General features: G+C 39.4%; 9 protein-coding genes and 4 pseudogenes. 11 read left to right on the plus strand and 2 right to left on the minus strand.

The annotated features are described in order from the left end of the window. Positions 1–684 precede the first annotated feature (684 nt). Positions 685–1,434, plus strand: coding sequence for an EAL domain-containing protein (locus GZK95_RS17715; protein ID WP_161987225.1), 750 nt, complete (start codon positions 685–687; stop codon positions 1,432–1,434). A 292-nt stretch (positions 1,435–1,726) separates the two neighbouring features. On the opposite strand, the gene GZK95_RS17720 is transcribed toward GZK95_RS17715, so the two are convergent. After that, entirely contained in the window at positions 1,727–2,077 is a 351-nt protein-coding gene (locus GZK95_RS17720) for a hypothetical protein (protein WP_161987226.1), read from the minus strand. A 941-nt stretch (positions 2,078–3,018) separates the two neighbouring features. Between GZK95_RS17720 and GZK95_RS22485 the strand changes: the two are divergent. The 3 genes and pseudogenes from GZK95_RS22485 to tnpA form a co-directional block, all read left to right on the plus strand. Next, a pseudogene (locus GZK95_RS22485) lies at positions 3,019–3,123 on the plus strand (integrase core domain-containing protein); the annotation flags it as partial. A gap of 564 nt (positions 3,124–3,687) precedes the next feature. Continuing rightward, positions 3,688–3,990: a crAss001_48 related protein gene (locus GZK95_RS17730; protein ID WP_075716396.1), complete on the plus strand. Its 303-nt coding sequence runs from the start codon at positions 3,688–3,690 to the stop codon at positions 3,988–3,990. Positions 3,991–4,355: 365 nt separating this feature from the next. Then, positions 4,356–4,817 (plus strand): annotated as a pseudogene (gene tnpA / locus GZK95_RS17735) (IS200/IS605 family transposase). Between the two features lie 1,660 nt (positions 4,818–6,477). On the opposite strand, the pseudogene GZK95_RS17740 reads toward tnpA, so the two are convergent. Continuing rightward, positions 6,478–7,050, minus strand: a pseudogene (locus GZK95_RS17740) (IS3 family transposase); the annotation flags it as partial. A 68-nt stretch (positions 7,051–7,118) separates the two neighbouring features. Between GZK95_RS17740 and GZK95_RS17745 the strand changes: the two are divergent. The 7 genes and pseudogenes from GZK95_RS17745 (at position 7,119) to GZK95_RS17775 (ending at position 14,555) form a co-directional block, all read left to right on the plus strand. Then, a pseudogene (locus tag GZK95_RS17745) lies at positions 7,119–8,224 on the plus strand (IS3 family transposase). 494 nt (positions 8,225–8,718) lie between these two features. Then, positions 8,719–9,273, plus strand: coding sequence for a hypothetical protein (locus tag GZK95_RS17750; protein WP_075716393.1), 555 nt, complete (start codon positions 8,719–8,721; stop codon positions 9,271–9,273). Then, entirely contained in the window at positions 9,270–11,639 is a 2,370-nt protein-coding gene (pefC, locus tag GZK95_RS17755; RefSeq protein ID WP_075716392.1) for a PefC/AfrB family outer membrane usher protein, read from the plus strand. The genes GZK95_RS17750 and pefC overlap by 4 nt, the downstream gene beginning before the upstream one ends. Next, complete coding sequence (locus GZK95_RS17760) at positions 11,632–12,321, plus strand: fimbria/pilus periplasmic chaperone (RefSeq protein ID WP_197740187.1); 690 nt, start codon at positions 11,632–11,634, stop codon at positions 12,319–12,321. The genes pefC and GZK95_RS17760 overlap by 8 nt, the downstream gene beginning before the upstream one ends. A 2-nt stretch (positions 12,322–12,323) precedes the next feature. Beyond that, complete coding sequence (locus GZK95_RS17765; protein WP_075716391.1) at positions 12,324–12,827, plus strand: DUF5462 family protein; 504 nt, start codon at positions 12,324–12,326, stop codon at positions 12,825–12,827. Positions 12,828–12,948: 121 nt separating this feature from the next. Further along, entirely contained in the window at positions 12,949–13,689 is a 741-nt protein-coding gene (locus tag GZK95_RS17770) for a F4 family fimbrial subunit (RefSeq protein WP_075716390.1), read from the plus strand. A gap of 44 nt (positions 13,690–13,733) precedes the next feature. Further along, positions 13,734–14,555 (plus strand): F4 family fimbrial subunit, encoded by an 822-nt coding sequence (locus GZK95_RS17775; protein ID WP_075716389.1) that lies wholly within the window; start codon positions 13,734–13,736, stop codon positions 14,553–14,555. Positions 14,556–14,717 lie beyond the last annotated feature (162 nt).

Consider the following 14,717-nt stretch of genomic DNA (forward strand, 5'->3'; position numbering starts at 1 on the left):
ATTATTAAAAATATTTTTGTTGTAAATTTTGTTAATTAAAATTTATATTACTACTTTTTCCAATTGACTATTTTCGTTTGTTTAGGCTGAGATATGATCAAACGGCTTATTAGCTATGGATTGATTTAATAAGTTTAAACATACTTGCTACAACCAAACCCACTTAATTTTTTGGTTTCTTTATGTAGAATTTAAAAGTGAGATGTGGGTTAAGCGGTTTTTATTTTTTGGTTGATAATTGTATTAATTATATTTATAATTACTGGACTTAGTTAAAGTCTATTCCGCTTTACTAAGTAGTATTCTCAGAATACATTTGCCATAAACTCAAAACCCATCAACCCCCATTGATGGTTTTTTGTTTTTTGGCTATCGACTTTATCGCCGTTTTCTGCGTCTCGTTAGATTCTTCTTGTTGGTATTTTTTGCTTAGTGAAAATTGTGGATGCTTTTGCAATGTGCATTTAGCACTTCCGTCGTTGAAAAATTTTTACCTCAAACATAAATTCACCATAATCATAAAAATATACATACATTTAAATCAAATGAGAATTTTTATAACTTACACGAGGTCTTGTGTTTTCCATAAGGAATTTTTGTGGTTATATAAATATTTTTCAATTCAGAATCCAATTTGTTTGTAATATAAATAAGGAGTAAAGAATAGGATTACAAGGTAAATCTATGAGTGAGATAAAAGTGAAGCAATCATTAGCTTTAAATAAAGGACAAAAGTTAGATTGTTACATTATCAAAGGTATTGAATACAAACTTGAACTTATGGTACAGCCGATAATTAGCCCAATTGCAAATACTGTAATTGCTTATGAGATTTTGTCATCTGTCTTAATGGGTGAGGACAATATAAACAGCGAAGATTTTTTTTCAAACTTAGACGATTCTATTGTTAAATCTATATTTCTATCACAGCTTAAAGTTGTACAAGAGGGAAGTGTTGAAAAGGTATTATTTACGATTAATGCCAAATTAGTTTTTTTTTTTCTAGACGATGATTTTGTAGATCAAATAATCCTTCAATATTCTAGACCATTTGTTATAGAGATAACAGATATTGGTACCGAATTGACTTTGGAAAGTTATAATAAAATAATATTTAACATTCAAAGGATTAAGCAGTTTGATATCTTACTATGGCTAGATGACTATAGCCATTACAGTCCAGATAAAGCTGCATCTTTAATGTTGATAGAATGGGACTGTATAAAGATAGACAAAAAGCACTTGAAAGATGAAGAATATTTAAAGGTTCTAATTAATCTATTCTTAAAGAGATTTAGGTATATAGTCGTTGAAGGCATTGAAAATGAATCACAGCTAAAGAAATTTACACAGTTTCATGTGCTCCTTCAAGGATACTACATTTCTAAGCCACTACCAATATCACAAATTTCAACATTAAAGTATCACCTTTGAACACTGAAAAGCACTGAAAGCCCCCCGAGTGGGCTTTCAGTGTTTATTTTATATGAGAGAGAATGGTTTATTAAAATAGTATATTGAGTTTTTAATTTTCATTGGCTTGCCAATGAAATCACCTTGCAACATTGAGTTTCGCAATTGCATAGCCAAATAATGCATTGGTTTGTCTATCCCTTCAATGATAACTTTGCACTGCTCATTTGACAAAATTTTAGTTAATTCAGATAAGTCTCTATTATTCAACTCTTTAAGGAAATAACTTCTTGGAATTTTAATGAATTCCCAATCAAAAAAAATTAAGAGTGTACAAGTCAATCTTATTACCAAGCATAAATCCTTCAATACAAAAAGATACACCGCTCTTTCTTATGTTAAACATTTTCTTTTTTAGCACTTCAGAATCGCTTGGATTTGTAGATAACTCTCTTATACCTTTTATATTAATAATGGTCTTCGAAGTTAAGCTAGCTAGAAACTCACTAATAAACATACCATCCAGTAAGTAACTTGCATCTATCGTAACAGAAAAATTAATATCGAGATGTTCATATTGCTTACAATATCTGAGTTGCTCCAACACTAGCTGTTTATCAATTTCATAATCCAAAGGTTCATCCCATGTACCACAATCAGACACTTTGAATCCTTTTTTTGAATAAATTGATCGAATAGACGAAAAAAATTTCTAACATTCTAATTCTACTATCCTTTGTACAAGAAACCGGACGGGATAAAAAAGAAAACTTGAGTGCTTTTCCACCATTATAAACAACTACCGAATCACCTTTGCTTGGAACATGCTTAAGAAAAAAGACAGGCTTCCCCGACGATATCAGTTTTTTAATTCTTTCTACCATTTGATCATCCTTCACACTAACACATGTCTAAGCGCACGTGTTACGTTTTGTTACAGAGGACATTACTAGTGAGCTCTAGACTTATAAAACAAAAAATATTTCCATGTCGATCAATTTTTTTTATCGTGGTCAGCCTTGTTAATTTAACAGCGCAAAGCATTTGTTAAAAGAGAAGCTCGTTAATTACGTTGTCCAGCAGTTTAAAGTTAGCCTACCCAGCTGTTGGCATTAGTGGCTCAAGCTATCGCGACAAAGTGGATCTTGACCATCTAGGAAAATCCAAGAGTTAGCCAAACGTTACCCTGCGTATAGGTTTTGTAAAATATTCAAATTTTTCAGGCAATGGGGATACTCGGGGAATCACAAACGAGTTTATCGAGTCTACTGCTTGCTCAAACTAAATTTTCGTCGTAAGGGTACGCGCCGTCCACTCGTCGTTTCTGAACTTATGAACGGCCGATTGAAGATGGATTTTCTTAATGATGCGCTTCATTATCGAATACGATTCCGGAAGTTAAAAATCGTCGGTGATTAAAATCGAGACGTATTGGACATTTAAATAGATCTTATTTTACCTGCACGGCGACTTATTCGAACCTACAAAGGCTTATCACATGGCGCGACCATCAAAGAGCAGGGTAGGCAAAGGGAATAGATTGATCGCAAAGGTATCTGCAGAATGGAGCAAAGAACAGTGAGTTGTCTTGGAGTTCTTTGAGTTCCAAAACAAAACTCATTCATTGAGCGATTTAATCGTACATATCGAAACGAATTACTCGATATGTACGTTTTTAGTAGCTTGAATCAAGTTCGAGAAATGACCGATAAATGCATACAAGAGTAAAACGAAAAGTGCTTTCATGGCTATCTTGAAGATCTCACTCTTTGGAATATCAAGCCAAATGTGAATAAGGGGGAACATCTGATTTTAATTGTCACTAAAAAAAACAGTGATGGTTACACATTCGGAAGTCACCTCTTGAAAAGTTCCTTGATCTAGATCACGTTGTTCGTATTAAATTTGAGCAAAAGGTGGCATTTGTCGTAAAATTTAATTTGTCAAAAGGACAAGTGTATCTGTTTGCCTTATGCAAAATTTATATAGTTTGACGTGTTTACTGTCGAATAAAGTACGTCTGGTGATTGTATTAATGTGATAGTTGAAATGTAACATGCTGAAATAATAAGTAAATACACTCTTTTATTAGGGGTGGTTACCCATCGATAAAACTAGGATATTAGCACCTTGGCAATATAAGCTTATTTTAAGAAAAAGACTCGTTCGATGATTCGATGATTCGATGATTCGATGAATTGGTATTCCTACTACCTTTAAAATAAGAGTTGATACATTTAAAGCTTCCTTAGACGACTAACTATGGAATTGGATATGAATAATTTTTTAGAAGAACTGGAAATTGAGCTTGAATTTATAGAGGATAGATGTTCGCTTTTACAAGCAATAGTTTTTAATTCGGGCGTTGATTCTCTTAGTACAATACAGAATAGCCTTGTTGAGCAGCAATATAAAGTTATGAAAACGTACATTGCTATTTTGAAAATAAGAATTATAACTTTGAAAGAATTGGAGTTTGGTGATGAGAGTACTTGCATGGTTGGAGGGGCGATAAAAAATGATCTCGTTGATGCTCATAGCATTGATATAGAGAGGAATTATACCAACCCTGTGTAATTTTTTATTTTCCTTATGGAAACATTCATTAGTTAGATTAATAGTATAAATTCATAATTCAGTAGGTGCTGAAAAATAATTTATTATAGATATTGTATCTAATTGATTCTTTCTCAACTATTTAACATTAACTTTCTTAACTTTCTTAACTAGTGATAACATGACTTTTATAAGTTGTTATTTTATCACCCCAACGGGCGAGCTTTTTGTATAGAGAAATCCCCCAGTCAGGCCGGGGGTAGTAAAGCTTTCTACTATGAGTCAATATAAAACCCCTTTTAATTTGTTATAACAGTCTTGCGGTCTGGCAACTGTAAGGGTTAAATCAAAATTAAAAGGGGGTTCCAATGGGGTACTAAAAGAGCTTGGCGCGCACGCGATGGAGTTTTATATATCACATAGTATTTGCCCGAAATATAAAAGACCGGTGTCCTACAGAGAAAAACGTAGAGTGGTAGTTGAAATATTGAGGCAACTATGTGAATGGAAAAAGGTTAACATTCTTTAAGTGGAATGCTGCCCAGATCATATCCACATGCTTCTAGAAAACCCACGCATAATGAGTGATTTAGCTTTTATGGGGTATTTGAAAGGTAAAAGTAGCCTGATGCTTTATGAGGGATTTGAAGTTTAAGTAGCGAAATCGCGAGCTTTGGTACCGAGGGTATTATGTAGATACAGTTGGTAAAAATACGAGCAAGATACAAAGTTACATCAAGCACCATCTAGAGCAGGATAAAATGGGGAGAGCAATTGTAGAAACCATACACAACCCGTTAACGAACAAACGTAATCGTCATATGCAAATGTTAGAGGCAGGGAGCTGATTGTAAGAAAGCCTCGAAAAACCTCCGACTATGCCGGAGGATTTTTTTGTGGTGCAAGAGTTTACAGATAACATACTGTCGCCTATATAACCTTGAGCATAATAGTATATGGATTATTTAAACATGGAATCTAAGTGATGTGGCAGAGTTTAATTTTCTTTTTAAGATTGACATACATATAGAAGCAATTAAAATTTCTTAAGTGATCTATACAGTGCGTATGCTTTGGAATGAGTTAACTTGTGTCTCTCCTGTAAATTTTTTATTGTGACCTGACCTGATTTAACTTCTTTATGTGTAATTAAAATAATAGATGATTTTACTGCGTACTTTCTACTAATATTAACCAACTTTTCTAACTCCATCATTACCTCTACACCTCTACATTTAGCGTTTGGATATCTTATTGTAATTGATTGCTAATTAATGGTAGCGCTCAATCTATCATAATAAATAAACTAAGAGTAAAAAAAGTTTTTGTCGTCAAATGGGAATAATTTGTAGAGCTTTTTAAAATAATTTATTCTTCACGCAATAAAGGCATTATAAATGTATATTTAAATTTGTTATAATTAACGATTTATGCTATTTACATGACGGATAATCGCATGCTAGCACAATGTATATGTGTGGCGTTTTTATGTGGTTGTTATTGTTCACATTTATTGTAATGATTAGTCGCTAGCTCGCGAATCACCTCATAATTTCTAATAAAAAGAACGAATAGACGTGCATCGCACATTATGATCTAATTAATTTCGCCAAAAACACACCTTATCAAACGGGTCTAATAGGGATAGCTAACGATGCGTGACATTCAAATTCTATAACAAACTCTTGAAGGCCAATGCCCTAACATTCACAAGCAACGACAAGATCTCTTACACTTGTCACTAAAAGCGTTCTCAATGGCTCTGATTTAACCTTCACTTAAGCTTGGAAGAAAACTGAAAACGAAAACCACCGTCAAACGCGTCGACAGACTGCTTGGAAACCAACAATTACAGACATCATTTATAAGTGGTAAGTACACACAGTTACATGAGCTAATCCATGTCGTATTGTCCTTTTTGATTGGTCTGTTGCTCGTAAGTAACCCCGCTATATGACACTTAGGGAATCCGTCGCACTCGATGGGCGAGCGGTCACCATTTATGAACAAGTTTTTGAATATAAACACTATAACTCACAGAAAAACCATTAAACATCTCAACCAATTACAGAAAATTCTACCCAAAACACCTCTCCGATCATCGTATTAGATGCAGGATTTAGAAATACTTGATTTAGGCAAGTTCAAGAGAAAAGATGGTTTTGCCTCGGTAGAGTTCGAGGCGATTATCCTTAAAACAGACTAATGAAAACGGAAGATCAAACAAAACGTTCTACCCAAATGCTAAGCATCTAGGACAATGCAACATATGTCTCGCGATAGAAGAAGTAGAAAAGGTGCTATTCTTGCATGAACCTAATAAGTTACCGCTCTGACTTGTTGACTTTAAGGTAAGGAGTTTTTTTGCTCGTGATGAAACTACTATTTCTACAAGCATGGCAATACATTCATTTGTATCCAGTAATGTGTGTTTCCCCTATTTTGCGCAGGCAGCAATTTCTGTGATACATCTGTTTTGAATATATAAGTAAGTTGACACTGTAGTGGTCAACTAAAATTGACCACGGTTTTAGAGGTTTCCCAATATAGTCGTTCTGATTCATTGGGAATTAGGCCACCGTTATACTGATGTGGCCTGAGTTGGCAGTAATAACCGATAACGTAGCGGGATCTCTTGTTGATCTTCAGCAAAGCTGCGATAACCCACAGTTGCCCCATTCCGTCTTCAGACTTCTAAAGAAGCGTTCCATCGGCGCATTATACCAACAGTTTACTCGGCGAGATAAACTCTGTTTTATTTGAAGGCGCCACGGCAATTGACGATATTTACGGCTAGTATAATGGCTGCCTTGATCGCTATGGAACATAACACCTTAGGCTTACCACGGGACTCATAAGCTATCTAAAGTGCCTTGCCTGTTAGCCTTGAATCAGGTGATAGAGACATCGACCAACCACTTTTCAGGCAAAAAGGTTGATAACAACCGCTAAATACATCTACCGATTACTTGTCCAAATATACGTAACGTCACCAGCCCGGACTACATTTGGTGCAGTACCCGCAAACTGGCGACCTAAGTGATTTGGAATTTCAATGTGTTCTTGTGAAGCATTCGTAAACACTCCTAAAATAGGTGTATTCCGACTTAGAGTCCTTCTGTTTAAACTGAATCAAACTGAGAACGCTGATGAAAAAATCATGCTATACAGAATCACAGATCGTTAAGTTTTTGAGGGAAGTTGAGTTAGGGAGAAAAGTGTTTGATGTTTGTCGGGAATACGGCATTGCAGATGCAACCTATTACAATTGGAAATCCAAATGCGGCGGTATGGAAAGCTCCGATATTAAGCGACTGAAAGCGCTTGAAAATGAAAATAGCCGATTAAAACAAATGTATGCCGATTTAAGTTTGGGTCACTCCATTCTTAAAGACGTTATCGAAAAAAGCTGTAAGGCCATCAGTACGCCGTGAGCTAGTTGACTACGTGAAGCAAGAGCACGTAGTCAGCTTGCGCAGAGCGTGCCGAGTTGTTGGCATTAGTGACTCAGTTTATCGATACCAACCAGATGTCCATCGAGATGATGAGATCATTGATGCACTTCAGAAAGCGGTTAAATGTTCTCCAACTTATGGTTTTAGTAAGTTATTCAAGACTCTAAAACGATGGCATTACAAGTGAAACCATAAACGTGTTCATCGTGTATACCGCTTGTTGAACTTGAATATGCGACGACGAGGAAGCGATTATCAACTCGTAATCCGATGCCTCTTGCGTTCCTGAACAAGCAAACATGTGCTGGTCTATGGACATCATGAGCGATTCATTAATGTGTGGACGTCGCTTCCGAACATTTAATCTATTAGATGATCTTAACCGCGAAACTCTCGTCATAGAAATAGATTTGAGTTTACCGACTGCGCGTGTACTTCGAATTCTTGAGCGGGTTGCAGCTTGGCGCGGCTATCCACGAAAAATTCGGATGGACAACGGACCAGAATTTATTTCGATGCAACTAGCAGAAAGGGCTGAGTTGAATCAGATGGAGCTAGAGTTCATCAAGCCAGAAAAGCCTACCCCAAACTCATACATTGAACGTTTTAACAGAACTTATCGTGATGCCATTCTGAATATGCACGTGTTTAAGACGTTTAGTGATGTTCGAGACCGTACAGAATATGGTTGAAAGAATATAAACCATGAACGACCGCATAACTCACTAGGAGATCTAACCCCGTGGGAATATTTGGCTAAATCACAGCAAAGGGAAAACTCTAATTTTGAGTGCCACTAAAAAAGGGATGTTGACAGTCTATCCTTAGACTTTAAAGCTGAAACTTTGAAAATAACACAGAATTTAGGATAGTCTCAAATGAAATGCCAGTTAAAATTATAGCTATTCGCGTTTTAAATGGTTTGCATAGTGAACATTTTACCCTCTTTTATTCCAAAACCATTTCTTCCCCTCTTTGATCTCACTCGTTCGTGTGGACTTAGCGTTTCTATTTGAACTGCCCAAAATTAATTGTTATTTATCAATAAACTACTCTTTTTTGTTTTTTTTGGGACCGTGTTTAAAAAATACGTCACGATAATTTTATCGTTAAAATTTATTTATCATTTAATAAATAATATTTGTTTTACAATTTTTACAATTTTTACAATTTTTACAAGGTTGCTGTAGATTAAGAGGTTACTTAAACCATGATCTCCAATTTTCTGACTGGGTTGTGTCAACCTTATTATAGGACGGGTCAAAAAAAGAAAAAAGAAAAAAAGAAAAGGTATGTGCTTTTTTTGGTTCTCGTGACAGGTGCTAACTCTGTTTTTGCAGCCCCTGAAACGATACTCAAAAAGCGCGTCAGCGTAGAAGCGGTAGTCGTGAGCTCTACTTGCTCTGTTTCTATTGACGGTGGCAGTGGTGCTCGCAATAACCAAATCTCGTTTGGTCAATATAACAAGTCATTAAGAGCTGGGATGTTGAGTCGAAATTATTCGATAAAACTCTTTGAACGTGGATCAACCACGCCAGGGTGCAGTGCATTTTTAGTGGGCAGCGGTCTGGTTTCTTTGAATTTTGGTTATAACTCTCCTTGGCAATTGGATGCAACGGGTGTGGTGACGACGGGCGTTGGTAGTGGTGTACGCATCTTGGTTTCTCCGACGGATGTAGGTGAAGCCAGCTCACTGGCACCTATTACATCGAGTAACAAGGTTATTCGTTACTCCACGGCATTTGCAACACGTGGGGTGTTTGGGTTTAACGCACAGGTGACTGGGTTAGACCGAGCAAAGGTAGGGGACTATCGCGGTAATCTATCGGTTATGGTGTCTTATCAATGAAATTAGTAGTTAAAGTTAAAGTCTCGTTCGTTGCCGCGGCGATTTTAGCTGGTTTGTACGGAACGGTTACTCAAGCGGTCGAGCTTGATTTGAGCTTCATTCGCGGGGGAGAGCAAAATACCAGTCAGCTAGTGCAAGGGTTGGGCGGAAAATACATCTCGGGACGTTACTTGGTTGATATTACGCTGAATGAAAAGGACGCAGGGCGCCGAATTATCACTATTAGTGAAAGTGATACCGAGGTGCTTTGTTTGAGTGAACAGTGGTTATCTGAAGTGGGTTCTGAAGTGGGTGTGGTAATACGCCCCGATTTTTATCAGCTTTTTTTTGATGCGCAGCGTCAGTGTTATCAGTTGGAGTTAGAGCCAAACACTAAGGTGGATTTTGAGTTTTCTACTCAGCAGTTTTCCCTCTCTATTCCTCAGCGAGGATTGCAACAAAAGCATGAGCAAGCTCAAGAGTGGGATTACGGTACAAGCGCGTTAAGACTAAGCTACAACGCAAACGTGAATGCCAATGAAGTGGATGTTTTTATGTATAGCTCTATTGGAATTAAGGTAAATGTTGGTAAGTGGGTAGCCAGCTCTTCGTTGAGTATTACGGAAGATAACGTTGACTTGCCATTACTGACCGCTAGTCGCGCGTTGTACGACTTAAAAGCGGATTTGACGCTTGGTCGAACCTTTACCAGTAACTCTTTGGTGGGTGGCGTAAGTTTGGTGGGGGTGGGTTTGGTGAGTAACAGCTCGATGTCACCCAGTGATTTGGGTTATGCCCCTGCCTTTACAGGGATTGCTAAAACGAACGCGCGAGTGTCTTTGGTGCAAGGTGGTGTGACAATTTATTCAGAGTTAATGCCGCCGGGTCCTTTTGAAATCAGTGGTGTCAACCTTCTCAGCAGTGGGGATGTGACCATGGTGATAAAGGAGAACAATGGTGAGATATCAAGGCAGTTCTTTCCGTTAACGATTTTGCCGAATATGCTCACGCCGGGTGAAATGGAGTACAGCGTACAGGTCGGTGTGCGTGATGATAAATCTAAGCTGCCAGGGATTTTTGTTGCAGGTTCGTATGGTTACGGTTTTGAGGCGGTCACGTTACGCGGGAATTCTTTGTTACATGCAAACTACATGGCAACAGGTTTAGCGTTGGTTCGTGGGCTGGGTACATTCGGTACAATTGGTATGGAAGGGGTTTACTCATTTGCGCAGTACCAAGATGGACTGATTCGCAATGGTGGTCGTTTATCTCTGACCTATGGCAAAACCTTTGGGCAAGGGACGGATCTACAGTTAGTCAGTGCGCAATACATCTCGGAAGAGTTTGTTGAGTTTTCAGGCTTTAACCCAAGTGAAACAGAGTTTTTTGGAACGCAGCAAAAGAATCAGTATGAGCTGAGTATTAGTCATCATCTCAATACGGAAATTAACTTAGGTCTAAGTGCATACCGACGAGCGTTTTGGAATGACGAAGATGTCAATATAGGGTTAAGCGGGAAAATTTCGGGGCGCTTTGATTTTCTTAGCCTCTCTCTCGGGGCGGATTACAGCAAAACGGGCGATGAAGATACTTACAACGTTTCGCTATCCGCGTCGATTCCATTTAGTACCTTTGATAAGACAGTGGCGACTTTTGCTGGGGTGACGGTGAGCGATACTGGTAGTGAGAATTACACCGCTGGCGTGAGTTCATCAATCGGTAAACGCGTTGATTACTCAGCAAGTACCAGTTGGTCAAATTCGGTTGGCGAGAGTACTTATTCGCTGCAATCTAGTTACCGAGGGGATCGTGTCATGTTAAATGGTCGTATTTCACAAAGTGGTGGAAACGTGACAGGCTCAGCCTCTGTATCGGGCGCGGTGATTGTGCTTCCAAAGCAAAATGACTGGATATTAACGCGCAATATTTCTGACACGATTGCGATTGCTAATGTGAAAGATACGCCGGGAGTGGAGTTTGATTCCTCTCCTTACCCGAGTAATGACAAGGGTAACGCGGTTATTCCGTTGCGTAGCTATCGCTCGAACAAAATCACATTAAGTGGCTCGACACTGCCGCTGAATTTGGAGTTGTTAACTACCAGTCAAGATGTACTGCCAACCGCCAGCTCAGTGGTACTGCTACCTTTTGAGGCTGTTGAGGTGAAGCGTTATCTATTCCAAATCAAGGATAAGCAAGGTCGCTTTGTGCAAAACGGTACGTGGGCAACCTCCGCTTCGGGGCTTCCCCTCGGTTTTATTGCTCAAAATGGCGTGTTGTTTGTCAACTCCGTTGTCAGCTTATCTGGTTTGATTTTAGGCGACTGCCAAATATCTGCCTCAAAAATTAAAGAAACCATAGAATTACAAGAGGTGACGTGTGATTAAAAAACGTGTGATGTTGGCCCTGATGGGTTCTTTACTGACTTGGAATAGTGCGCATGCAGCGCTAGCGTTGGATGCAACTCGTTACATCTACAAAGGGAATGAGCAGTTCATCTCAGTGACAGCGAATAATGAATCAAAGAGTGAATATGGCGCGCAGGTTTGGGTAGATAACATTGTTGAAAAAGACACCAGACCAACCTTTATTGCTACTCCTTCTTTTTTTCGCATTAAAGAAGAAGGTCGTCAGGTGTTTCGCATACTAAAAGTGTCTGATCATATGTCAAAAGAAAAGGAGTCCGTCTACTGGCTAAATTTACAGGAAATCCCGCAAGCCCGTGAAGGAAGTGGTATTTCGATGGCGATTCGCACTCAGGTGAAACTGATTTATCGACCAACAGCGATTGTTGAAGGGCGTGATGGCGCAGAAGCAAACATGACAATTGAATACCAACCTGGCTCTCAATGGTTGGTGAATAGTACCCCTTACATCTTTGCCATTGGTGCGGTACATGATAGCGAAGGTAAAGGTATCGAATTTACCCCTGAAGAACGTGACAATTTAACCCTCTTTATGCCGGGTGACCGAGTGGAAGTGACGGGGCATACCGTGGAATCGGTTAATGCGTTAAGCGACTACGGAAACTTAGAAGAGTTTGAGTTAAAGCAAATGAAAAAGAAATAATCATGAAAAAGAGTAGTGCCATTGTTGCGTTATGGATTGGATTGGTCATTGCCTCACTCTCTTTCGCTGAAACATTAATCCTACCGGACTTTAACAATGCGTTAGGGACGGTGAATGGCGACGTGGTGAACGAAGAAGTGCAGATTGCAAAGTCTCTAGTCAATCCGGTATTGCTTTCAGTGCGACAAGCGGAGTTAAGTGCGCCGCTACAAACTATTGTAATAAAGGATGTGCAACTTATTCAACAGTCGGGAGGGGCAGTGGAAATATTGCTCACCACCATGCAGCGCAATCAACGCATTCGTACGCACTTATCGCTAGGGCTTTGGTTAGACGATGAGGCTGTAAATATGAGTGCTAAAGCGTCGGGGAGTTCTGTGTTACTGACGGTGCCTGCGGCTTTCAAGCAATTAGAGGTAAGAGCTATGTCACCACTTAGTATCACATTGCCAGTGAGTTTTAAAGGACCGTTTCAATTTGACATTGAGATAGAAGGTCAATCTTAATGACGTTCTACTTAGAGATTGAGTGCGTATTCCATTGCGGTTAACAGCTGACCGCAATTGAATGTGACACGCTGTTTAAGGTTTCACACTTTATTAATTCTCACAAAGAGAGGATGAACTCATGAAAAAATATTTAGCGATAGTGCTATTTACCTTGATGGGATTGTCGGGGGGCGTAAATGCGGCGTTCGTTGAATCAGCCACTGGCAATGCATCTTACAACCTGACTTTTAGTGGTACGATTTTGGATGTCCGTCCTGTATGGGTTTGGGAAATTCCTGATGCATCAAAAACAGCGATGACGGGATTAAGTGCACTTGTTATTAACGGTATTCAACGTAACGGTAGCACCACGTTCACTTTTCCATCGAAAGATGCGGTAACGCTTATCCACGGTTACATGAAAGGCATCTCAGCAATGGGTGGTATTGGTCTGACGCCTGTGATTAAAGTGGGTAACGACGGATCAACGGTAACAATGAATGGTACGACGCAAGCAGTAACGGTTGTTGCAACAGGGACTATATCAGGCACAGCGGTTGCAGCAGGTACGATGCGTGTGAATGCAACCGCTTACCTAGGTGGTGCATTGTTTGATGGTACAGCGGCGAAATACTTCGGTGCGACTCAAGCTCAAACCTTGTTAGCTGACAACCAAACTGGGTTTACTACAATTTACCCAAGTATCGCAGAGGGCACGAGTACGTTTGCACAAGCTGAAGCGCTTCTAGCTAACCAAGCAAGCACGAAAATATCGGGTGCGTACTCGGTGAGTATCGATGATTACACGTTGATGTTCCCATCGGGAAGCTTACCAGACACTTGGGCCGCGATTATTCCGGTCACGGTTACACTGAAATAAGTTCAGTCGTCGTTAGTTTGATTAAATAAATTAGGTATAGAATCATGAAAAAGACACTAATAGCACTTTCTATGCTGACCGCACTTGTGTCAGCAAACCAAGCTCTCGCGGCTTTTTCGGATGCGCCAGCGAACGGAGACCTGACTATTACGGGCACCCTAACCAACATCAACCCTAAATGGTTGTGGCAAATTCCAGATGCGACTAAGGCTAAAGTTAGCAACATCGTTACCTACAAAATCACAGCTATACCAAACGGCGAAAATAGTGAGTTTGAAGTGTTAAAAGGCGAAACACTGGACTTTTTACAGGGCTATACGAAAACTGCTTCGGTGGCTGGTGGTGGTGCAGGTATGACACCAGTTGTGACGATTGCGGGCACAAAGTGGAATGAAGATAATAGTGCATCCCCGCGCTCGGTTACAGTGACAACCACAACGGGCACGGGTGAGTCTGCAACAACGGCGAATACGGGGACAATGACATTTGACGTTACTCAAGGGGTGTCAATAGCGTTAAGGTATGCTGATCTTACTGGAAGTGGCTTTAAATCAATTGTTTATGATGGTGTAAGCGCGCCTGTTTCTGTTCCAATTCTACTTACTGCAGCTCAAATTATGCGTAATAATGTAAAACATTTTTCTGCTGTCTACACTAACGAGGATACAAGTGCGGGCTCCAACTTTTTCCAGAATGATATACTCCGGTTCCTTAGAGGAGATATTGGTAAAGCCGACATAGGAAGAAATAGTTTTGTATCTGCTGGGTACGCCTCTAAAATTAACAACTTCAAGCTAGTTTTCCCAACAGCCAGCGTTCCCACCTCTTGGAACGCGACCATCCCTGTGACGATTTCTATGAAATAATACTCAGCGAAGGTTAAGTCATGCTCCCCACTTTTAGGGGGGCATGCTTTCTGACTTATCCGTTGTAAATATTAACAAGATATTCATTTTTAAAACAGGACTACCTCAGTGTTATTCCAACAAGTGAAACTCAGCAGACAGCGTTGATTCATTCACCCCACC

The organism is Vibrio panuliri (assembly GCF_009938205.1).
Lineage (GTDB): Bacteria > Pseudomonadota > Gammaproteobacteria > Enterobacterales > Vibrionaceae > Vibrio > Vibrio panuliri.

Excerpts from the sequence above, each read along its gene's own strand:
- GZK95_RS17715 (WP_161987225.1), top strand. The coding sequence starts at position 685 with ATGAGTGAGATAAAAGTGAAGCAATCATTAGCTTTAAATAAAGGACAA.
- GZK95_RS17730 (WP_075716396.1), top strand. The coding sequence starts at position 3,688 with ATGAATAATTTTTTAGAAGAACTGGAAATTGAGCTTGAATTTATAGAG.
- pefC (WP_075716392.1), top strand. The coding sequence starts at position 9,270 with ATGAAATTAGTAGTTAAAGTTAAAGTCTCGTTCGTTGCCGCGGCGATT.
- GZK95_RS17765 (WP_075716391.1), top strand. The coding sequence starts at position 12,324 with ATGAAAAAGAGTAGTGCCATTGTTGCGTTATGGATTGGATTGGTCATT.
- GZK95_RS17770 (WP_075716390.1), top strand. The coding sequence starts at position 12,949 with ATGAAAAAATATTTAGCGATAGTGCTATTTACCTTGATGGGATTGTCG.
- GZK95_RS17775 (WP_075716389.1), top strand. The coding sequence starts at position 13,734 with ATGAAAAAGACACTAATAGCACTTTCTATGCTGACCGCACTTGTGTCA.